Origin of the sequence: Streptomyces sp. NPDC046557 (assembly GCF_040645975.1) — a bacterium.
In the GTDB taxonomy this organism is placed as follows: Bacteria; Actinomycetota; Actinomycetes; order Streptomycetales; family Streptomycetaceae; genus Streptomyces.
This window is the reverse complement of record NZ_JBEYZH010000009.1, coordinates 99333-118803: the sequence shown is the minus strand read 5'-3', so window position 1 is coordinate 118803 and position 19471 is coordinate 99333. Positions and strand designations below refer to the sequence as shown.

The 19471-nt window shown below is 73.2% G+C and carries 18 protein-coding genes; 7 read left to right on the top strand and 11 right to left on the bottom strand.

Features of this window, described 5'->3' with window-relative positions:
* Nucleotide 1: 1 nt before the first annotated feature.
* Nucleotides 2-1240, top strand: a complete 1239-nt coding sequence (locus tag ABZ934_RS18570; RefSeq protein WP_361314106.1) for an acyl-CoA dehydrogenase family protein — start codon at nt 2-4, stop codon at nt 1238-1240.
* Between the two features lie 50 nt (nt 1241-1290).
* Here the strand turns inward: ABZ934_RS18570 and ABZ934_RS18565 are convergent, their stop codons facing one another.
* The 3 genes from ABZ934_RS18565 to ABZ934_RS18555 all read right to left on the bottom strand — a co-directional run bounded on the left by ABZ934_RS18565 (nt 1291) and on the right by ABZ934_RS18555 (nt 4459).
* Nucleotides 1291-1902 carry a TetR/AcrR family transcriptional regulator gene (locus ABZ934_RS18565; protein WP_361314104.1) on the bottom strand — a complete coding sequence of 204 codons (612 nt, stop codon included), beginning with the start codon at nt 1900-1902 and terminating at the stop codon, nt 1291-1293.
* 62 nt (nt 1903-1964) lie between these two features.
* Nucleotides 1965-3704, bottom strand: a complete 1740-nt coding sequence (locus tag ABZ934_RS18560) for an AMP-binding protein (RefSeq protein ID WP_361314102.1) — start codon at nt 3702-3704, stop codon at nt 1965-1967.
* Nucleotides 3689-4459 (bottom strand): SDR family oxidoreductase, encoded by a 771-nt coding sequence (locus ABZ934_RS18555; protein WP_361314350.1) that lies wholly within the window; start codon nt 4457-4459, stop codon nt 3689-3691. The genes ABZ934_RS18560 and ABZ934_RS18555 overlap by 16 nt, the downstream gene beginning before the upstream one ends.
* 91 nt (nt 4460-4550) lie before the next feature.
* On the opposite strand from ABZ934_RS18555, the gene ABZ934_RS18550 reads away from it, so the two are divergent.
* The 4 genes from ABZ934_RS18550 to ABZ934_RS18535 all read left to right on the top strand — a co-directional run bounded on the left by ABZ934_RS18550 (nt 4551) and on the right by ABZ934_RS18535 (nt 8766).
* Nucleotides 4551-5795 (top strand): DUF1343 domain-containing protein, encoded by a 1245-nt coding sequence (locus tag ABZ934_RS18550; protein ID WP_361314099.1) that lies wholly within the window; start codon nt 4551-4553, stop codon nt 5793-5795.
* A gap of 97 nt (nt 5796-5892) precedes the next feature.
* Nucleotides 5893-7212 (top strand): serine-threonine protein kinase, encoded by a 1320-nt coding sequence (locus ABZ934_RS18545; RefSeq protein WP_361314096.1) that lies wholly within the window; start codon nt 5893-5895, stop codon nt 7210-7212.
* Nucleotides 7213-7365: 153 nt separating this feature from the next.
* Entirely contained in the window at nt 7366-7956 is a 591-nt protein-coding gene (locus ABZ934_RS18540; protein ID WP_361314093.1) for a hypothetical protein, read from the top strand.
* A gap of 3 nt (nt 7957-7959) precedes the next feature.
* Complete coding sequence (locus tag ABZ934_RS18535) at nt 7960-8766, top strand: 3-keto-5-aminohexanoate cleavage protein (protein ID WP_361314090.1); 807 nt, start codon at nt 7960-7962, stop codon at nt 8764-8766.
* Here ABZ934_RS18535 and soxR read toward each other — a convergent pair.
* Nucleotides 8741-9190: a redox-sensitive transcriptional activator SoxR gene (gene soxR, locus ABZ934_RS18530; protein WP_361314087.1), complete on the bottom strand. Its 450-nt coding sequence runs from the start codon at nt 9188-9190 to the stop codon at nt 8741-8743. The genes ABZ934_RS18535 and soxR overlap by 26 nt on opposite strands.
* Nucleotides 9191-9309: 119 nt before the next feature.
* Between soxR and ABZ934_RS18525 the strand changes: the two genes are divergently transcribed.
* Nucleotides 9310-9771, top strand: a complete 462-nt coding sequence (locus ABZ934_RS18525) for a MaoC family dehydratase (RefSeq protein WP_361314085.1) — start codon at nt 9310-9312, stop codon at nt 9769-9771.
* A gap of 27 nt (nt 9772-9798) precedes the next feature.
* On the opposite strand, the gene ABZ934_RS18520 is transcribed toward ABZ934_RS18525, so the two are convergent.
* The 3 genes from ABZ934_RS18520 to ABZ934_RS18510 form a co-directional block, all read right to left on the bottom strand.
* A complete protein-coding gene (locus ABZ934_RS18520; protein WP_361314082.1) occupies nt 9799-10425 on the bottom strand; it encodes a TetR/AcrR family transcriptional regulator in 627 nt (208 codons plus the stop codon).
* Nucleotides 10426-10519: 94 nt separating this feature from the next.
* The gene (locus tag ABZ934_RS18515) at nt 10520-10837 is read right to left on the bottom strand and encodes a YiaA/YiaB family inner membrane protein (RefSeq protein WP_361314079.1); all 318 of its coding nucleotides are present in this window, start codon (nt 10835-10837) and stop codon (nt 10520-10522) included.
* A 103-nt stretch (nt 10838-10940) separates the two neighbouring features.
* Nucleotides 10941-12092: an acyl-CoA dehydrogenase family protein gene (locus tag ABZ934_RS18510; protein WP_361314076.1), complete on the bottom strand. Its 1152-nt coding sequence runs from the start codon at nt 12090-12092 to the stop codon at nt 10941-10943.
* A 75-nt stretch (nt 12093-12167) separates the two neighbouring features.
* Between ABZ934_RS18510 and ABZ934_RS18505 the strand changes: the two genes are divergently transcribed.
* Nucleotides 12168-12809, top strand: a complete 642-nt coding sequence (locus ABZ934_RS18505; protein WP_361314073.1) for a TetR/AcrR family transcriptional regulator — start codon at nt 12168-12170, stop codon at nt 12807-12809.
* Between the two features lie 57 nt (nt 12810-12866).
* On the opposite strand, the gene ABZ934_RS18500 is transcribed toward ABZ934_RS18505, so the two are convergent.
* The 4 genes from ABZ934_RS18500 to ABZ934_RS18485 all read right to left on the bottom strand — a co-directional run bounded on the left by ABZ934_RS18500 (nt 12867) and on the right by ABZ934_RS18485 (nt 19398).
* Entirely contained in the window at nt 12867-13946 is a 1080-nt protein-coding gene (locus ABZ934_RS18500) for a zinc-binding dehydrogenase (protein ID WP_361314070.1), read from the bottom strand.
* 75 nt (nt 13947-14021) lie between these two features.
* Nucleotides 14022-15434: an aldehyde dehydrogenase family protein gene (locus tag ABZ934_RS18495; RefSeq protein ID WP_361314067.1), complete on the bottom strand. Its 1413-nt coding sequence runs from the start codon at nt 15432-15434 to the stop codon at nt 14022-14024.
* 99 nt (nt 15435-15533) lie between these two features.
* The gene (locus ABZ934_RS18490; protein WP_361314064.1) at nt 15534-17030 is read right to left on the bottom strand and encodes a citrate:proton symporter; all 1497 of its coding nucleotides are present in this window, start codon (nt 17028-17030) and stop codon (nt 15534-15536) included.
* 73 nt (nt 17031-17103) lie between these two features.
* Complete coding sequence (locus ABZ934_RS18485; protein WP_361314061.1) at nt 17104-19398, bottom strand: molybdopterin-dependent oxidoreductase; 2295 nt, start codon at nt 19396-19398, stop codon at nt 17104-17106.
* Nucleotides 19399-19471: the final 73 nt, after the last annotated feature.

The following is a 19471-nucleotide window of genomic DNA, read 5'->3' as shown; positions in this document are numbered from 1 at the left end:
CATGGACTTCGCATTCGACGCCCGTACCGAGGAACTCCGCGCACGGCTCTCCACGTTCATGGAGGAGTACGTCTACCCGGCGGAACCCGTCGCCGCCGAGCAGCGCGCACGGCTGGCCTCGCCCTGGGACACCCCGGCCGTCTTCGGTGAACTGAAGGCCGAGGCGCGCCGTCAGGGCCTGTGGAACCTCTTCTTCGTAGACCAGCACGGCACGCCCGGCGTGCGGTACGGCGCCGGACTGACCAACCTCCAGTACGCCCCGCTGGCGGAGATCACCGGCCGCAGCCCGCACCTGGCGCCGATGGCGACCAACTGCGCCGCCCCCGACACCGGCAACATGGAGCTGCTCGCGCAGTTCGCGAGCGAGGAGCAGAGGAAGCAGTGGCTGGAGCCGCTGCTGGCCGGGGAGATCCGGTCGGCCTTCGCGATGACCGAGCCCGAGGTGGCCTCCTCGGACGCGACCAACGTGGAGACCCGCATCGAGCGTTCCGCGGGGGGAGACGAGTACGTCGTCACCGGCCGCAAGTGGTACATCTCGGGTGCCATGAACCCGGACTGCAAGGTCTTCATCGTCATGGGCAAGACCGACCCGGACGGCGCCGACCCGCGCCGCCAGCAGTCGATGATCCTGGTGCCGCGGGACACGCCGGGCGTGCAGGTCCGGCGCGCGATGCGGGTGTACGGGTACGAGGACCACGACCACGGTGGTCACGCCGAGGTCGTCTTCGACGGAGCCCGGGTCCCGGCGGCGAACCTGATCGGCGAGGAGGGGTCCGGCTTCGCGATCGCCCAGGCGCGGCTCGGGCCGGGCCGGATCCACCACTGCATGCGGCTGATCGGCATGGCGGAGCGGGCGATCGAGCTGATGTGCCGGCGCGCGATCGGCCGGACCGCCTTCGGCAAGGAACTGGCCGCACAAGGCGTCGTGCAGAACTGGATCGCGGACGCCCGGGTCACCGTCGAGCAACTGCGCCTGCTGGTCCTCAAGACGGCCTGGCTCATGGACACGGTCGGCAACCGGGGGGCGCACACCGAGATCCAGGCCATCAAGATCGCGACCCCGCGCGCGGTGGTGCGCATCCTGGACGACGCGGTGCAGTTGCACGGCGCGGGCGGGGTGAGCCAGGACTTCCCGCTGGCCGAACTGTGGGCGGCGGCGCGAACCCTGCGGTTGGCGGACGGCCCGGACGAGGTGCACCAGCGCTCGCTGGCGCACCGGGAGCTGAAGCGGTACCGCTGAGCGAGCGCGGTACCGCCGGACTCCTGCGGGCTCGTACGGGCCCCTCCGGGTCAGGGGCGCAGCGCGCGCAGCAGCAGGTCGGCCAGGTGATCGGCGACCTGCTGCGGCGTGAGCGGGCCGTCGGCGCGGTACCAGGTGGACAGGTGGTGCACGGACCCGAAGTGGTAGTCCACCACCAGATCGGCGGGCGTGGCGTCGGAGAACACGCCCGCGCGCTGGCCCTCTTCGACGAGCGCGCGGAAGCGCTCGTGGTAGCGCCGGCGCTCGGCCCGCACCTGCTTGAACTTCTCCGGACTCAGCTGGTGCATGGAACGGAAGAAGATCGCCGCGTCGTCCAGGTTCTCGATGGTGGTGACGACCACGTCGGCGGCGGCGGCGCGCAACCGTTCCTCGACCGGCGCGTCGGAATCGGCCACCACGTCGAGGCGCTGCTGCTGGAGCCGCAGCATGCGCGCGTACACCTCGTGCAGCAGGTCGTCCTTGGAACCGAAGTAGTGGTAGAGCGCGCCCTTGGTGACCCCGGCCGCCTCGACGATCTCCTGGACGGAGGTGCGGTCGTAGCCGCGTTCGGCGAACAGCCGGGTGGCGACGGCCAGCAGCCGTTGCGGCACCGGGGTCTCCCGGGCGGCGCCCTCCGGCTCCGTGGTGGTTCTGGCGGCCATGGCGCTCGCCTTCCTCTCTGTTCCCTCGCCCGTCGGGGCGTGGTGCGACCGTCCGACTGTTTTCAGCCGCGTTCGCGCAGTTCCCGTCGCAGGATCTTGCCACTGGTCGTCTTCGGAAGGACAGGCAGGATCTCCACTTGGCGCGGGTACTTGTATGCGGCGATGCGTTCGGCGCAGTACGCGGACAGTTCCTCGGGCTCGGCCGAGGCGCCGGGCCGCAGGCTGACGTACGCCTTGACGCTCTCCCCGCGGTAGGGGTCGGGGACGCCGACCACGGCCGCCTCGCGTACGGCGGGGTGGGTGTAGAGCACGTCCTCCACCTCGCGCGGCCATACCTTGAAGCCGGACGCGTTGATCATGTCCTTCTTGCGGTCGACGACGTAGAGCCAGCCGTCGCGGTCCATGAACCCGACGTCCCCGGTGCGCAGTTCGCCGTCGGGGAACGCCTTCGCGGTGTCGTCGGGCAGGTTCCAGTAGCCGGGTACGACCTGGGGGCCGCGGACGGCTATCTCGCCGGTCTCGCCGAAGGGGACTTCGACCCCCTGCTCGTCGAGGATGCGCACGACGGTGTCGGCGCCCGGGACGCCGACCGACAGGGTGCCGGAGACGGGGTCGACCGGGGCTTCCAGGTGGGGCGGTACGGAGGCGCAGGGGGCGGTGCACTCGGTGAGCCCGTAGCCGTTGCGCAGGTAGAAGCCGAAGTCGGCGCGCAGGCGTTCGACGAGCGCGGGCGGGAGCGGCGCGCCGCCGGAGGAGAGCACCCGGAAGGAGGCGAAGTGGTCTGGGGTGGCGGCGGGGTGGGCGGCGAGGGCCATGAAGGCGGTGGCCGGCCCGACGGCGTAGGCGGGGCGGTGTTCGAGGAATGCGTCGAGGACGACGCCGGCGTCGAAGCGGTGGGCCACGACGAGGGTGCCCGCGTTGACGACGCACGCGGCCAGTTCGCAGACGATGCCGGTGATGTGGAAGAGCGGGGCGAGCGCGAAGTAACCGGCGCCTTCGGGGACGGGATGGCCGGTGACCTGGCGGACGGCGTTGTGGGTGAGGGCGCCGTGCGGGTTCATGGCGCCCTTGGGCCGGCCGGAGGTGCCGGAGGTGTAGCTGATGAGGGCCGTGTCGGCGGCGGTGAGGTCGGGGTCGGGCGGGGCCGGGCGGCCCCGGCGGGCGACGGTGGTGAGGTCGGCGACGTCCTGTTCCCGGCCGGCGCCGGCCGGGGCGGGCGCGTGCGGGTGGCCTTGGCGCGGGACCGTGGGGAGGGCGGTCGTCCCCGGCCGGCGGCCGGGCGTGAGGACCCGTACGTCGTCACGGGTCTGGAAGTCGGTGTCGTGCGCGGTGAGGGTGGTGTGTACGGCGCTCCCCCGGGCGGCTTCGCGCAGGTACGCCGGCCAGGCGCGGGCGTCGCAGATCAGCGCGCCGGCCCCGGAGTCGCGCAGGATGTGCCCGACCTCCCCCGCCTTGTACATGGGGTTGAGCGGGACGACGACCGCCCCGGCCTTCCAGGCGGCCAGTACGGCGAGCACGAAGTGCGGGGTGTTCTGGAGCATGACCGCGACCCGGTCGCCGCGGCGGATGCCGCGGTCGGCCAGGTGTCCGGCGACCGAGTCGGAGAGCGCGTCGGTCTCGGCGTAGGTGAGCCGGCCGTCGAAGTAGGCGAGCGCGGGGCGGCCGGGGGCGCGGGCGACGGCCGCGCGGAAGGCGTGCAGCACGCTGGGCGGGGGTGTGACGGGGGCCCGTTGGGCGGCGGTGAGGCGGCCCAGCCAGGGCCGGTCGGCGTAGCGGGGGCTCGCGGTCACCGGGCCTCCCACTTCTGCTGGAGGTGGTTCATGCCGGACAGCCAGCGGTCGGGGTCGGTGGCGCGGGCCGCGTGGAAGTCGGCCACCTCCGGGTGCGGGAGGATCAAGAACCGGCCTTTCTCCATGCCGTCGAACAGGGCGTCCGCGACCGCTTCCGGCTCGATCGCGGTCGGCGCCAGGACGAGCTCGCCCGCCGATCCCGCGGCGGTCAGCATGTCCGTGCGCACGCCCTGCGGACAGATCGCGTGGACCTGGACTCCGCGGTGGCGGTAGGTCAGCGAGAGCCATTCGGCGAAGGCGAGGGCGCCGTGCTTGGTGACACTGTACGGGGCCGCCCCGATCATGGTCAGCAGTCCGGCGGCGGAGACGGTGGAGACGAAGCGCCCGCTGCCGCGCTCCAGCCACTGCGGCAGCAGGGAGCGGGCCGCGCGGACGTGGGCCATGACGTTGACGTCCCAGGCGGCCTCCCAGACTCCTTCGTCGACGAGGGCGTCGCCGCCCGAGGCGAGCCCGGCGTTTGCGCAGTAGACGTCGACCGTGCCGCCGAGGGCCTCGCGGGCCCGCTCCACGACGGCCGAGGCGTCGCCGGGGACCGCGATCGCGCGGGCGCCGATCCCCTCGGCCACGGCGGCGGCCTTCGCCGGGTCGAGGTCGTTGACCACGACGGTGGCCCCCTCGGCGGCGAAACGCCGGGCGAGAGCCGCCCCGATGCCGCCGCCCGCGCCGGTGACGACGACTCGCTGGTCCTGGTACGCGCTCACGGGAATGCCTTTCGCCGCTGCCGGGGTATCGCCGATCCCGGCAGACTAACCAGTCGGTATGTCGAATCGGAAGGGGGCCTCGGCCTAGCTTGTGCGGATGACGCTGTCACGACGCGGAGTGCTGGGACTGGCGGGCGCCGTGGGAACGGCGGGGGTCACGGTGACGGCGGGGAGCGCGGTCGCCGCGCCGGGGCGGGTGCGTACGGGGTTCGAGCGGCTCGCGGCCGACGGCTACCGGGCGCTCGCGGGGCAGCGGATCGGGGTCGTCACCAACCCGACGGGTCTCACCGCGGACGCCCGCCACCTCGTGGATGTCCTGCGCGGCGACGAGCGGGTCGACCTGGTCGCCGTGTTCGGGCCCGAGCACGGCTTCCGCGGGACGGCGCAGGCGGGTGGTTCCGAGGGCTCCGCACGGGACCCGGCCACCGGACTGCCCGTGTACGACACGTACGGCAAGAGCGGTCAGGCCCTCGCGGACGTGTTCACGGCGGCCGGGATCGACACGGTCGTCTTCGACATCCAAGACGTGGGCGCGCGGTTCTACACGTACATCTGGACCCTGTACGACTGCATGCGCGCCGCCGCGCTCGCCGACAAGGCGGTGGTGGTGCTGGACCGGCCCAATCCGATCGGCGGCCTCCGGGCGTCCGGGCCCGTGCTCCGACGGCCGTACGCGAGCGGCGTGGGCCGCGAGCCCATCGCGCTGGCGCACGGCATGACGGTCGCCGAACTGGCGCTGCTGTTCCAGGGGGAGTTCCCGACCGGCCGCTCCCTCGCGCTGAGCACCGTACCGATGTCGGGCTGGCACCGGGGCTCCTTCTTCGGGGAGACGGGGTTGCCGTGGGTGCCGCCGAGCCCCAACATGCCGACCCCGGACACCGCCCTCGTCTACCCGGGCACCTGCCTGTTCGAGGGGACCAACCTGTCCGAGGGGCGGGGCACGACGACACCCTTCGAGGTGCTGGGCGCGGAGGGCGTGGACCGCAGGTGGGCGCAGGCGGCGAACGCGCTGGGCCTGCCCGGGGTGTGGTTCCGGGAGGCGTGGTTCACGCCGGTCTCCTCCAAGCACGCCGGGAAGGTGTGCGGCGGGGTCCGGCTGCTCGTGCACGACCGCGCGGCCTTCGATCCGGTGCGGGCGGGGATCGGGCTGCTGGTCACCGCGCGGCGGACGTGGAGCGGGTTCGCCTGGCGGCCGGACCACTGGATCGATCGGCTCACCGGTTCCGACCGGGTGCGGACGATGGTCGACGCGGGAGCCGGGGTGGAGGAGATCGCCGGCGACTGGGCGGCGGGGCTGGCCCGGTTCGCCGCGGTCCGGGAGGGGTACCTCCTGTACCGGTGAGGCAGAGCGGGATCGGGTTCGGGGTCGGCGCGGGATCGGTCGGGCGGGCCGGGCCGCGGGATGCCGATCGGCGGTGACAGGACCCGGAGGGGGCGTCATGTCGGGTGGAGCGGCGTGGGGAACGGGTGTCGGGGTGGCTCCGTACGCGGAGCTGGTCTTCGACGCGGACGGGGACCCCGCCCCGGGGACCGGGACCGCACTCGACGGGATGGAAGCCACCGACCTGCTGGTCTTCGCGCACGGCTGGAACAGCGAACCGACCACCTCGACGCTGCTCTACGACCGGTTCTTCGCACCGTTCCCGGGCCTGGTGGGCCCGGAGGTACGGCTGGGGTACGCGGGGGTCCTCTGGCCCTCGATCCGCTTCGCGGACGAGCCGATACCGGACTTCGACCCGCGCGGCCTCGCGGGCGCGCTCGCCGAGCCGGGTCTCGGGACGGCGCTGGACCCCGGGACCAGGCGGGCCCTCGGGCAGTTCTGGCCGGGGCGGCGGACGGAACTCGACCGGATCGCGGAACTGCTGGAGGACCGGCCGGAGTCGGAGGCCGCGTTCGTCGAGTTCGGGGCGCTGGTCCGGGAGTTGGCGGGGGTGGCCTCGGTGTCCACGGCCGGCGGTGAGGACGTACCGGCGATGTTCACCGAGGACGTCCTGGACGTCTGCCGCCGCTTCACCGAGGCACTGATCGAGGCGGGCGGGGCGGCGGGCGGGGCCGGGGGCGAGCCGGGCGGGGCGGAGCTGTCCCTGGGCGGCGGGTTGCGCGCCTTGTGGGGAGGCGCCAAGGAAGTGCTGCGCCAGGCCACGTACTACGAGATGAAGAAGCGGGCGGGAGTGATCGGCGAGCGGGGGCTGGGACCGGTACTGGCCCGACTGGCCGCCCACCGGCCGACCCTGCGCGTCCACCTGATCGGGCACAGCTTCGGCGGCCGGGTGGTGTCCTTCTGCCTGCGGGCGGTGCCCGGCAGTGCCCGGTACGTGAAGTCCCTGACCCTGCTCCAAGGCGCCTTCTCCCACTACGCCTTCACCGACCGCCTCCCCCACGACAAGAGCCGCGGCGGCATGCTGCACGGCCTCCAGCGCATGGTGGACGGCCCGGTGGTCGCCTGCCACTCGCCTTACGACACCGCGCTCAAGGTGTTCTACCCGTTGGCCTCCCGGATGGCGGGCGATTCGGCCGGTGTCCTGGGCTTGGACGAACGGTGGGGCGCGGTCGGGCACGACGGCGTACAGGCGGTGCCGGGCGCGCCCCGGCTGACCCTGGCCGCGGCCCTGCGCGACGGGCTGCCGACGTCCGGTTGCGTCAGCGTGGACGCGGGCGCCGTGGTGCGCAGGGGCGGGGCACCGACGGGGGCGCACAGCGACATCTGCCACGAGGAACTGGCCCGGATCGTGGTGGCGGCGGGGCGCATGGGGCGCTGACTTCCGGCCATGTGCCACCCGCACGCCTCGACCGCCCCGCATGCGCCCGCGTCCCTCCGGGCATGTTGGGCACGTCGGGACGTAGGACGACGTTCACCTCGTACGGCGTCTCGACGTCGGTGTGGGCGTGGGCGCGGCGGAGGTGAGGGTGTCATGGCGGGATTCCGGAGTCTGGCCTACCAGGTGCGTGATGGGCGCAACGACCGTGCGTTGCGGCGCCATTCGCTGCGCCGCTGTCTGGAGCGGTTCGCCCCGTACGGGCACCGCGCGACGTGGTGGCACCTGTGCGATCGGCACGGGATCGCCCCCGAGGACCGGGCGGCCGATCCGGGGCGGCTGGTCGCGGCACTGGAGGAGTTGGAGGAGGCGCGGGCGGTCTGGCTGGAGTACGAGCGCCAGTTCGCGGAGCGCAGACGGCGCGAGAAGCACGACGGGCTGCGCCGGCCGGAGTGGGCGTGGGGCGGCAGCGGGGACGCGGTGGTGCGGTGCGCGGACCCGGGGGTGCGGCCGGACGGGACGTTGGGCGAGGTGCTGCGGCGGCTGGTGAAGGCGCTGGAGTCGGAGCCGGGGACGTCGTGCCCGGTCTGCGGGGAACAGGAGTTGCACTGGTCCTCGATGGGGTCCGCGCGCGGGCCGTGGGCCGGGGCGTGGGCGTGGGACGGGCCGGTGTGCGGGGGCTGCGGGATCGTGGTGCCCAGACCGGCGTTGGCGGACGCGCCGGCGTATCCGGCGTCGGCGGCGTGAGCGGTGGGGCGGCCGGGGCGGGGGGGTGCGGACGGGCCGGGGGGTGCGGACGGGCCGCGGATCCAGGTCGCGCTGAACGGCGCGCGGGGCGCGTGTGACGGGACGGCCGTGCCGGTGTCCCCGCGGGCGCTGGCGGAGTCGGCGCTGGGGGCGGTCGCCGCGGGGGCCCGGGAGGTACTGGTCCATCCGCGGACGCCGTGCGGGCGGGAGAGCCTGTCGCCCCGGGTGGTGGGGCCGGTGCTGGAGGCGTTGCGGGGCGCGGGGGTTCGCGTACCGCTGGGCGTGCCGGTGAGCGTGGCGACGGAGTCCGATCCGGTGGGGCGACTGGAGCGGGTGCGGTCGTGGACGGTGCTGCCGGAGCGGGCGGTGGTGCGCTCGGCGGAGCCGGGGGCGCGGGAGTTGGCGTCGGCGCTGCTGGCGCGCGGGGCGGCGGTGGACGCGGTGGTCCGGCTGGGCGGGCCGCAAGCGTCGGGCGGGGTCGGGTGGGAGGCGGCTTGGGCGGGCGCGGCGGCTTGGGCGGCGGGCCACGCCGGGCGGGTCCGGCTGGTGGGTGAGGCGGCGGGGGCGGGTCAGGCGCTGGAGGCGGCGCTGCGGTGGCCGCCGGCCGTGCCGTGGACGCTGTTCGGGCGGGACGCGGCCGCGTGGCCGGTGCTGCGGCGGGCCGCGCGGTACGGGGCGGGTGTGCGCATCGGCGTAGGGGATGTGCTGCTGCTGCCGGACGGGCGGCAGGCCCGCTCGAACGCCGAGCTGGTGGCGGCCGCCGTCCGCGAGTGGGGGCGCGCCGCTACAGCGACAGCCGGGAGCCGGTGAGGCGTTCGCCGAAGACGTCGTCCGGGTTGGACAGCGCGCAGGTCGTCAGCGACAGACAGCCGCAGCCGATGCAGTCGGAGAGGTTCTCGCGCAGCCGGGTCAGTTGCTTGATCCGCTCGTCGAGTTCGGTGCGCCAGGCCTCGGAGAGGGCCGCCCAGTCCTCGCGGGTGGGCGTACGTTCCTCGGGGAGCCGGGTCAGTGCCTGGCGGATGCTCGCGAGCGGGATGCCGACCCGCTGTGCGGCGCGTACGAAGGCCACTCGGCGCAGCGCGTCACGGGTGTAGCGGCGTTGGTTGCCGGAGGTGCGGCGGCTGCTGATCAGGCCCTTGGCCTCGTAGAAGTGGAGCGCGGAGACGGCGGCGCCGCTGCGCGCGGACAGCTGGCCGACCGTGAGTTCGTGGACGTTTCCGGGAATCTGCGGCACCTGCCCGAGAGTAGTCGGCGCGGCCGGGGAACGGGGGCGGAGGGCGTTGACAGGGGCGGGCGGTCCCAGCATGCTGAGCAAGCGCTTATTAGCTTGATCAGCGAGAGGCAGGGCAGGGCATGGCCGAACCGAGGATCTTCACGTCCGCCGAGGAGCTGCGCGCCGGTATCGGCGAGCGGCTGGGCCCGAGCGGGTGGCTGGAGGTGGACCAGAAGCGCATCGACCTCTTCGCCGACGCCACGGGCGACCACCAGTGGATCCACGTGGACCCCGAGCGGGCGGCCGCCGGGCCCTTCGGTTCGACCATCGCGCACGGCTACCTCACGCTGTCGCTGCTGCCGAGCCTGGTGCCGCAGATCATGCGGGTCGAGGGCATGCGGATGGGCATCAACTACGGGACGGACAAGGTGCGTTTCCCGGCTCCGGTGCCGGTCGGGTCGCGGCTGCGCGCGACCGCCGTGGTCACCGACGTCCGGGAGGCGGGCGGCGGGGTGCAGGTCACCGCGACCGTGACGGTCGAGCGCGAGGGCGGCGAGAAGCCGGTGTGCGTGGCGGAGTCGGTGTCCCGCTACTACTTCTGAGGCTGCCGGGACGCGCGGGGCCGCCGGTCAGGGTTTCGCCGTCACCATGCGCAGCACGAGGTCGGCGTAGAGCGCGCCGACCTCGTCGGGCGTGCGCCGTCCTGCGACGTTGAACCAGCGGGCCACGTCGATGCACAGGGAGAGCACGGCGAGGGTGGTGCCCGGGACGTCGGGGACGTCGAACTCCCCGGACCGGACGCCGTCGGCGAGGATGCGTCGGACGGCGGCGTCGCTCTGCCGGCGCAGCGCCATGATTTCGGAGCGGTGCTCCGGAGCGAGAGCATCGAGCTCGTACTGGACCACCCGCGCCGTGGTGTGGTGCGCGGCGTGCCACAGCACGAAGGACCGCACGGCCTCGTCGAGGCGCTCGGCTGCGGTCCCGGGGCGGTCCGCGGCCGTCTCCAGGATCTCCAGCGCCTTGTCGTGGCCGATCCGGCTGATCCGGTGGAGCAGCTCTTCCTTCGTCTTGTAGTGGATGTAGAGGGCGGCCGGGCTCATCCCGGCGCGCGCGGCGATGTCCCGCGTGGTGGTCGCGTGGTAGCCGCGCGCCGCGAAGGTCTCGACGGCGGCGACCAGGAGTCGCCGGGCGGCGTCGGGGGTGACCTCCGACCACGGCTGGTAGCCGCCGGTCTCGGCCGCGCCGGCACTGTCCATCGCTCGCTCACCCTCTTCGGCTTGTAGGAACCAACACCTTACCGGAGGGTGAGCAAGCGCTTAGGGCTGTCCCGCCCCGATCCGCCGGACTCCCTCAGGGGCGAGCCGCCGGGCGTTCGGGGGTCTGCTTCGGGGAGAAGGGGTCGTACTCCGCCATGATCTTCTCCATTCGGGCCTGGTCGACCCGGCTGACGATCTGCGTGACCTCCTGGCGGTCACGGATGACCTTGGCCAGGGTGAAGGCGGAGGTGGTGAGGTAGAGGACCGCGATGCCGATGAAGGCGCGGACCCAGCCGTCGGCGTCCATGTTGTAGATGCCCAGCCCCACAGCGGCGAGGGCGATGGCGAAGGAGGCGACGGCCTGGCCGTAGTACGCCCCCGTGTTCTGCTGCTTGACCGGTGTCTCGTTCATGGGTCCAGCGTCGCGGCGGGGCGCCCGGCGGCGCATCCGCGCGCGTACTCACGTACGTACTCAGGCCGGCGGCCCCGGCGCCCGCGCCGCCTCCGACGACCCGTCAGAAGGCGGAGACCCCGGTGCGGGCACGGCCGATGAGGAGCTTCTGGATCTGGCTGGTGCCCTCGTACAGGGTCATGACGCGGGCGTCGCGCAGCAGCTTCCCGGCGGGGTACTCGTCGATGTAGCCGTAGCCGCCGTGCACCTGGAGCGCGTTGCCCGCGGCGCGCACGGCGGCCTCGGAGGCGAAGAGCTTGGCCGTGGACGCCTCGGTGGCGAAGGGCTGCCCCCGGTCGATCAGGTCGGCCACCCGCCAGGTCAGCAGGCGGGCCGCGTCGACGTCGACGGATATGTCCGCGATGAGTTCCTGCACCAACTGGTGCCGGGCGATCGGCTTGCCGAACTGCTCGCGCTGTCCGGCGTACGCGACGGCGGCGTCGAGCGCCGCCTGGGCGATGCCGACGCAACCTGCCGCGACCGACATCCGCCCCTTGGCCAGGGCCGACATGGCGACGGAGAAGCCCTTGCCCTGGGGGCCGAGCATCGCGGTGGCGGGTACGCGGACGCCGTCGAGGGTGAGTTCGGCGGTGGCCTGGCCGCGCAGGCCGAGCTTGCCGTGGATCTCGCGGCGGGTCAGACCCGGGCTGTCGGCCGGGACGAGGAAGGCGGAGACGCCGCGGTGGCCCGGCTCGTCGTTGGTGCGGGCGAAGAGGAGCACCACGTCGGCCCAGGTGCCGTTGGTGATGAACATCTTGCTGCCGCTGAGGACGTACGTGTCCCCCTCGTGCGTGGCGCGGGTGGTGAGGTTGCCCGCGTCGGAGCCGGTGCCTGGTTCGGTCAGGCCGAAGCAGCCGAGCGCCTCGCCGGAGCACAGGCGGGGAAGCCAGGCCCGCTTCTGCTCCTCCGTGCCCCAGGCGGCGATGGTCTTGGCGACGAGGCCGAGGGAGACCGAGACGATGCCGCGGACGGCGGAGTCGCCCCGGCCGAGTTCCTCGGTGACCAGCGCGTACGCGAGGTGGTCTCCGCCGGAACCGCCGTATTCCTCCGGGACGGTCAAGCCGAGGAAGCCGAGGTCACCGAGCTTCTTCACGATGGACCGGTCGACGCTTTCCGCGCGGTCCCAGTCGGCGGCGTACGGGGCGATCTCGCGCTCGGTGAACTCGCGGGCGAGCCGGCGTACGGCGGTCTGCTCCTCGCTGAGCTCCAGATTCACCGGGGCCTCCGTGGGCGGGCGTCGGGGTAAATTAGCAGCGCTAGTTTAACGGGGTCAGGCCCTACTATGTGGCGCATGGCCAGACCGCGCAAGCCCCTCCTGAGCAGAGACCGCATCGTCGAGGCGGCGGGCGCGCTGGTGGACGCGGAGGGGCTGGAGGCGGTGTCGACGCGGCGGCTGGCGGCCGCACTCGGGGTCAGCGGACCCTCGCTCTACAACCACTTCCGGACGAAGGACGAGATCCTGGAGGCGGTGGCGGACTCGGTGAGCGGCCGGGTCGACTTGTCGATGTTCGACGGGGACCGCGGATGGCGGGAGGCCCTGCACGACTGGGCGCACTCCTACCGGGCCGCCTTGGCCGACCATCCGAACATCGTGCCGGTGCTGGCGCGCGGACCCGGCCGTCGGCCGGCTGGGCTGCGGGTGGCGGACGCCGTCTTCGGCGCCATGACGGCGGCCGGGTGGCCACCGGCCCAGGCAACGCGGATCGGCGCCCTCATGCGGTACTTCATCCTGGGCTCGGCGGTCGCGTCCTTCGCGCGGGGTTTCGTGGACGACCGGACGGCGTACGACCCCGGCGACTACCCGCACCTGGGGCAGGCCCACCTGCTGGCGGAGCGGCAGCGGGAGGTGGACGAGGGCGCGTTCGAGACGGGCCTGTCGGCCCTGCTGGACGGCCTGGCCCTCCAGTACGAGGCGCTGCCGCGGCCGTCGTGACGACGGCCGCCGGCAGGGCCGCCCCGGAGGGCGGCCGGGTTCCCCGAGGGCCGGGCGTCAGAAGACGACCAGGGAACGGCCGCCCTTGCCGGCCAGCATGTCCTCGAAGGCGCCCGGGATGCCGTCGAGGCCGATGCGGTCGGTGACGAGGGCCCCGAGGTCGAGGCGGCCGGCCCTGACGTGGTCGGCGATCACCGGGAGGTCGCGGGCCGGGTCGCTGTTGCCGTAGACGCAGCCGGTGAGGGTGCGGGCGAGGTGGAAGATCTCCAGCGCGTGGAAGGTGACCTGCTGCTCCCTGCCGCCGATGCCGACGACGGTGGTGCGGCCGCCGCGACGCGTGGACTCCCACGCGCCCCGGATGGTGTCCGCCCGGCCGACGCACTCGATGGCGACGTCCGCTCCCTGGCCGGCCGTGAGGGCGCGGATCTGCTTGGCGGTGGTGTCGGACGCGAGGACGAACTCGGTGGCTCCGGCCGCCCCGGCGAGCTCCTCCTTGGCCGGGGAGACGTCGACGGCGACGATCGGGCCCGCCTGCGCGATCCGCGCGGCCTGGAGGGCGGCCAGTCCGACGCCGCCGACGCCGAAGACGACCACCGACTCGCCGGGGCGGACCTGGGCGCTGTGGTGGACGGCGCCGTAACCGGTGAGCACCGCGCAGCCGAGCAGGGCGGCCTCGGTGAGCGGGATCCCGGCGGGCGCGGGCAGCACGCAGTTCGCCGCGACGACCGTCTCATCGGCGAAGGCGGCGACGTTGAGCCCGGGGTGCAGTTCGGTGCCGTCGGCGTCGTGGGCGTAGACGGCGCCGACTCCGGTGAGGGCGTTGGCGCAGAGCCATACCTCGCCGATCAGGCAGTGGTGGCACGCGCCGCAGGACGGAGCCCAGTTGAGCACCACCCCGTCCCCGGGGGCGACGTGCGTGACGCCCTCGCCGACGGCCAGTACCGTTCCGGCGCCCTCGTGGCCCAGCACCGCGGGGACGGGGACCCGCATGGTGCCGTTGGTGAGGGAGAGGTCGGAGTGGCAGACGCCGGCCGCGGCGAGCCGCACCCGGACCTGGCCCGGACCGGGTTCGGGCAGCACGATGTCCCGGATCTCCAGCGGAGCTCCGACGGCGGGCAGGATGGCGGCGCGGACCATGGTCGTTTCCGTCTCTCGGGGCGTGGGCGGGGCAGGGCGTTGTGACGGCGGGGTAGCGGCGAGGCGCGGCCGTTCTCAGAACTGCAGGGACTTGGTCTGGAGGTACTCGGCCAGGCCGTGCGGGCCCAGTTCACGGCCGACCCCCGACTGCTTGTAGCCGCCGAAGGGCGCGAGCACGTTGAAGCGGCCGCCGTTGATGTCCACCTGGCCGGTGTCCATACGGCGGGCGAAGGCGACCGCGGTTTCCTCGTCCGCGGCCCAGACGGCGCCGCTGAGCCCGTACACGGTGCCGTTGGCGATGCGCAGGGCGTCCTCCTCGTCCTCGTAGCGCAGGATCGACAGCACGGGGCCGAAGATCTCCTCCTGGGCGATGGTCATCTCGGGCGTGACATCGGCGAACACGGTCGGGGCGACGAAGTACCCCTGCTCGTGGGGCGCCTCGGGGCCGCCCGCGACGAGGCGCGCGCCTTCCTCGACACCCTTGACGATGTACGCGCGGACGCGGTCGCGCTGCTTGGCGTTGACGACCGGACCGACGCGGGTGCCCGGCTGGGTGGGGTCGCCGGTGGGGTACTTGGCGACGGCGGCGGCCGCGAGGGTGACGGCCTCGTCGTACTGGTCGCGGTGGACGAGCATGCGGGTGAGCGCGTTGCAGCTCTGACCGGAGTTGCGCATGACGTCGGCCACGCCCGTGGAGACGGCCTTGGCGAGGTCGGCTCCGGGCAGGATGACGTTTGCCGACTTGCCGCCCAGTTCCAGGGCGACGCGCTTGATCGCGGCGCCGGCGGTGGCGCCGATCTGCCGGCCCACGGCGGTCGAGCCGGTGAAGGAGACGAGGTCGACTCCCTCATGCGCGGCCAGCGCCTGTCCGGCGACCGGACCGGTGCCGGTCACCAGGTTGAAGACTCCGGCCGGGATGCCCGCCTCGTGCACGGCTTCGGCGAAGAGCTGTGCGGTCAGCGGGGTGTCCTCCGCCGGCTTGAGGACGACGGTGCAGCCGGCGGCGAGAGCGGGTGCCACTTTGGCAACGATCTGGTGCAGCGGGTAGTTCCAGGGTGTGATGGCCCCGACCACGCCGACCGGTTCCAGCAGCACCGTGGAGTTGCCGAGACGCTCCTCGAAGGCGTAGCCGGCGGCGAGTTCGGCGAAGGAGGCGGCGACCCCGATCGGCGCGCCGACGTGGACGGCTTCCGCGAAGCCGAGCGTGGTACCGAGTTCGGCGGTGATCGTCTCGGCGATCTCGCTCTTGCGCGCGACCAGTACGTCGCGCAGGGCGCCGATCAGGGCGGCCCGTTCGGCCGGGGGCGTCGCCGCCCAACCGGGCAGCGCCGCGCGGGCCGCCCGTACCGCGGCGTCCACGTCGTCGGCGGTGCCGGCCGGGACCCCTCCGATGACCTGCTCGTCGGAGGGGTTCACGACCTCGATCCGGTCGTGCCCCGTGGCGGGCCGCCATGCGCCGCCGATGTACATCCCGTCGTGGGCCTTCATGGCTTTCCTCCCGAGCACGCGCGAGCGTGTAGACGCCGACCTCGCGGACAGCCTACAAATTAGCAACGGTAGTTTTACCGGCGCCAGGGTGGGCCGGGGTCAGATGATGCCGAAAAGCATCCCTGCCGCGAGGACCACCAGGGAGGTCAGTGCCGCCCATTTCACGGTGAAGCGGGTGTGGTCGCCGAATTCGACCTTGGCCATGCCCACGAGTACGTAGACGGCCGGAACCAGTGGGCTGGACATGTGCAGGGCCTGGCCGACGAGGGAGGCGCGAGCGATCTCCAGCGGCGAGACGCCGTGGGCGGCGCCGGCTTCGGCCAGTACCGGCAGGACGCCGAAGTAGAAGCCGTCGTTCGACATGAAGTAGGTCAGGGGCAGGCTCAGAACTCCGGTGACGAGCGCCATGTGGGGGCCCATGCCGTCGGGTATGGCACCGACCAGCCAGTCGGCCATGTGCTTGACCATGCCGGTGCCGGTCAGGACGCCGGTGAAGACCGCGGCCGCGAAAACCATTCCGGCGACGTTGAGGACGTTGTCGGCGTGGGCGGCGACACGGGCCTTCTGGTCGGGCATGTGCGGGAAGTTGACCGTGAGGGCGAGGGCCGCGCCGAGCAGGAACAGCACCGGGATGGGGAGCAACTCCATGATCATCGCGGCGAGCAGGGCGACGGTCAGGGCGGCGTTGAACCAGTAGAGGCGGGGGCGGAGGGTCGGCCTGTTCGGGTCGAGCCCCTGCATGTCGTCGGCGTCCCCTTCCCCGGCGGACGGGTTCGCGGCCGGTGCGGACGTCGACGTGGACGTGGACGTCGACATGGGGGGCGAGGTGGGGAACGACGCGGGGGACGCGCCTTCGCCGGTGCCGGTGCCGACCGTGAGGGCCGGGGCCACCGCGGGCTCCGCAACGAGCGCGGCGGTGTGCACGTCCGCGTGCGCCTCTTCGGGTGCGTCCTCGTGCGCGCCGGGGCCGGGAAGCGCGAGGGTGCCGACGCGGCGGCGTTCCCGCACGCCCAGCACGTAGGCGAGGACCAGCACACACACCAGCCCCATGGCGAGGGCCGGGATCATCGGCACGAAGATGTCGCCGGCGTCGAGCTTGAGGGCGGTGGCCGCGCGGGCGGTGGGGCCGCCCCAGGGCAGGGTGTTCATGACGCCGTTGGCGGTCGCCGCTACCCCGGTCATCACCACCAGGCTCAGCCCGAGCCGCTTGTAGAGCGGATACATGGCCGAGACCGTGATCATGAAGGTGGTCGAGCCGTCGCCGTCGAGTGAGACGACGGCGGCGAGCACCGCCGTGCCGACCACGACACGCATCGGGTCGGCCTTGCAGAACCGCAGGATGCCCCGCACGACCGGGTCGAAAAGGCCGACGTCGATCATCACGCCGAAGTAGACGATGGCGAACATCAGCATGGCCGCGGTCGGCGCGAGTTTGCCCACGCCGTCGATGACGTAGTCGCCGAGGTGGGCGCCCTTCCCGGCGAAGACGCAGAAGAGCGCGGGGATGAGGACGAGGGCCGCGATGGGCGACATTTTCTTCATCATGATCAGGACGAGGAACGTCCCGATCATGGCGAAGCCGAGGAGAGTCAGCATGCAGGGAACGTAGGCGCCGCCTCCTTGCGCCAACAAGACGTGCGCGCGTGAGCAATACGAGCAAAACCCCAGCTCAGGGCAGAGGTGACAGCTCGACGGGGAACCCGTTGAGGACGGCGGTGCCGGACAGCGGGTCCAGTCGGGTGCCGTCCAGCAGTTGGTTCACGTTGACTCCCGGGTCGGTGGCGGCCACCGACAGCCGGGAGCCCGCACGGTCGTGCCCCCAGCCGTGCGGGAGGCTGACGACTCCGGTGCGAATGGAATCGGTGACCTCGACCGGAACGTCCAGGGCGCCGCCGTCGGCGGTGATCCGGGCCCTGCCGCCGTCGGTGAGCCCGAGCCGGTCCGCGTCGTAGGGGTGAACCTGGAGGGTGCAGCGGTTGGAACCTCCGACCAGGGCCGGGACGTTGTGCAACCAGCTGTTGTTCGACCGCAGATGGCGGCGGCCCACGAGCACCAAGGCGGCGGGGCGTTCGGCGAGCGCCGCGCGCAGCCTGGGCAGCTCGGCCGCGATCGGGTCCGGCAGCAGCTCGATCCTGCCGCTGCGGGTCCTCAGCACGCCCGGAAGCCGGGGGCGCAGCGGACCCAGGTCGATGCCGTGCGGGTGCGCGAGTACCCGCTCCAGGCTGAGGCCGACCTCCGGCGCGCCCTGGGTGCGGTGTGCGGGCGCGCTCGTACCCTCCCGCCGGTCGGCGGCGGCGCCCGGGTCGGCTGCGAACATGTCTCCGTACGGCCCGAGTCGGAGCATCAGATCGAGCCTCCTCTCCGGGCCGGTTTCGCCGGTGAGTAGGCCGGCCAGGCACGCCGGGTCCTCTCCGTGCAGCGGTGAGTCGGGAGCGGCGGTCTCCTTGGCGAGGGTGGTCTGGATGGCCAGTTCGTCGACGGCTGACGGCTCGGCGCTGCCGTGCATGCCGGAGACGGCGAGGACGAGACGGGCGTGGATCTCGCACTCGTCGAGCCGGCCCACTTCGAGCGGGACGGCCGGTCGGGTGTAGCGCACCTGGTTGCGGATGGCGAAGCCGTTGAAGGCGAAGTCGTGGTGCGCGCTCTGGGCGGGCGGCGGCGGGGGCAGCACCACGTGGGCGTGGCGCGAGGTCTCGTTGAGGTAGGGGTCGACGCTGACCATGAAGTCGAGGCCGGCCAGTGCCTCGTCGAGGCGGCGGCCGTCGGGGGCCGACAGCACCGGGTTGGCGGCGATGGCGATCACGGCCCGGATGCGCCCCTCCCCCGGTGTCTCGATCTCCTCGGCCAGCGCGGCCGTGGGCAGTTCGCTCTTGACCTCGGGGTGGCCACTGACCCGGCTGTGCCACCGGCCCGTGGTGAACCCTTTGCCCGGCCCCGCGGGGCGGGGCCGTGGGCCGGCCGCCGGCAGCGGGAAGAGGGCTCCGCCCGGGCGGTCGAGGTTGCCGGTGAGGATGTTCAGTACGTCGACCAGCCAACTGGCGAGGGTGCCGTACTCCACGGTGCAGCTCCCGATCCGCCCGTACACGGCGGCGGTGGGCGCCGCCGCGAGTTCGCGGGCGAGGGCGCGGATCTCGGCGGCGGGGAGGTCGCATGCGGGGGCGACCGCCTCAGGAGTGAAACTCGCGAGGGCGACGCCGAGTTCCCCGAGACCGTCGGTGTGTTCCGCGAGGACTCCGGGGGCCGTCAGCTTCTCGTCGAGCAGCGTCTGCGCGAGCGCGGCCAGGAGAAGGGCGTCGCTGCCGGGGCGCGGGGCGAGGTGCCGGTCGGCGAGCCGTGCGGTGCGCGTGCGGCGCGGATCTACGACGACCAGTTTGCCCCCGCGTGCGCGCAGCGCCTTCAGCAGCCCGGGGAAGTCCGGAGCGGTGCAAAGCGAGCCGTTGGATTCGACGGGGTTGGCGCCGAGCAGCAAGAGGAAGTCGGTGCGGTCGAGGTCGGGCACCGGGATGGCGAAGGGGTCGCCGAAGAGCAGACCGCTGGAGACGTGTTTGGGCATCTGGTCCAGGGTGCTGGCCGTGAACAGGTTGCGGGTGCCGAGGGCCTTGAGGAGGAGCGGGGGGTAGAGGGCGCCCGCCATGGTGTGGACGTTGGGATTGCCGAGGACCACACCGACGGATTGGGCTCCGTGCTCCCGGACCAGGGCGGGCACGGCGGCGGCGATGGCGTCGTACGCCTCTTCCCAGGTGGCTTCCCGGAGCTCTCCGTCGCGGCGGACAAGGGGGGTGCGCAGCCGGTCGGGGTCGGCGTCGAGGGCGCCGAAGGAGGCTCCTTTGGGGCAGATGAAGCCCCGGCTGAACACGTCGTCGCGGTCGCCCCGGGCGCCGGTGACGGTGGCGCCCTCGATGGTGAGGGTGAGGCCGCAGGTGGCCTCACAGAGGGGGCAGATGCGCAGGGCGGTGCGGGGCATGGACCCTCCTGGGGGCGGCAGGCCCGCGGCGGCGGGCCGACGGGCACCGAGCATACCGACCGGTAGGGAGGTT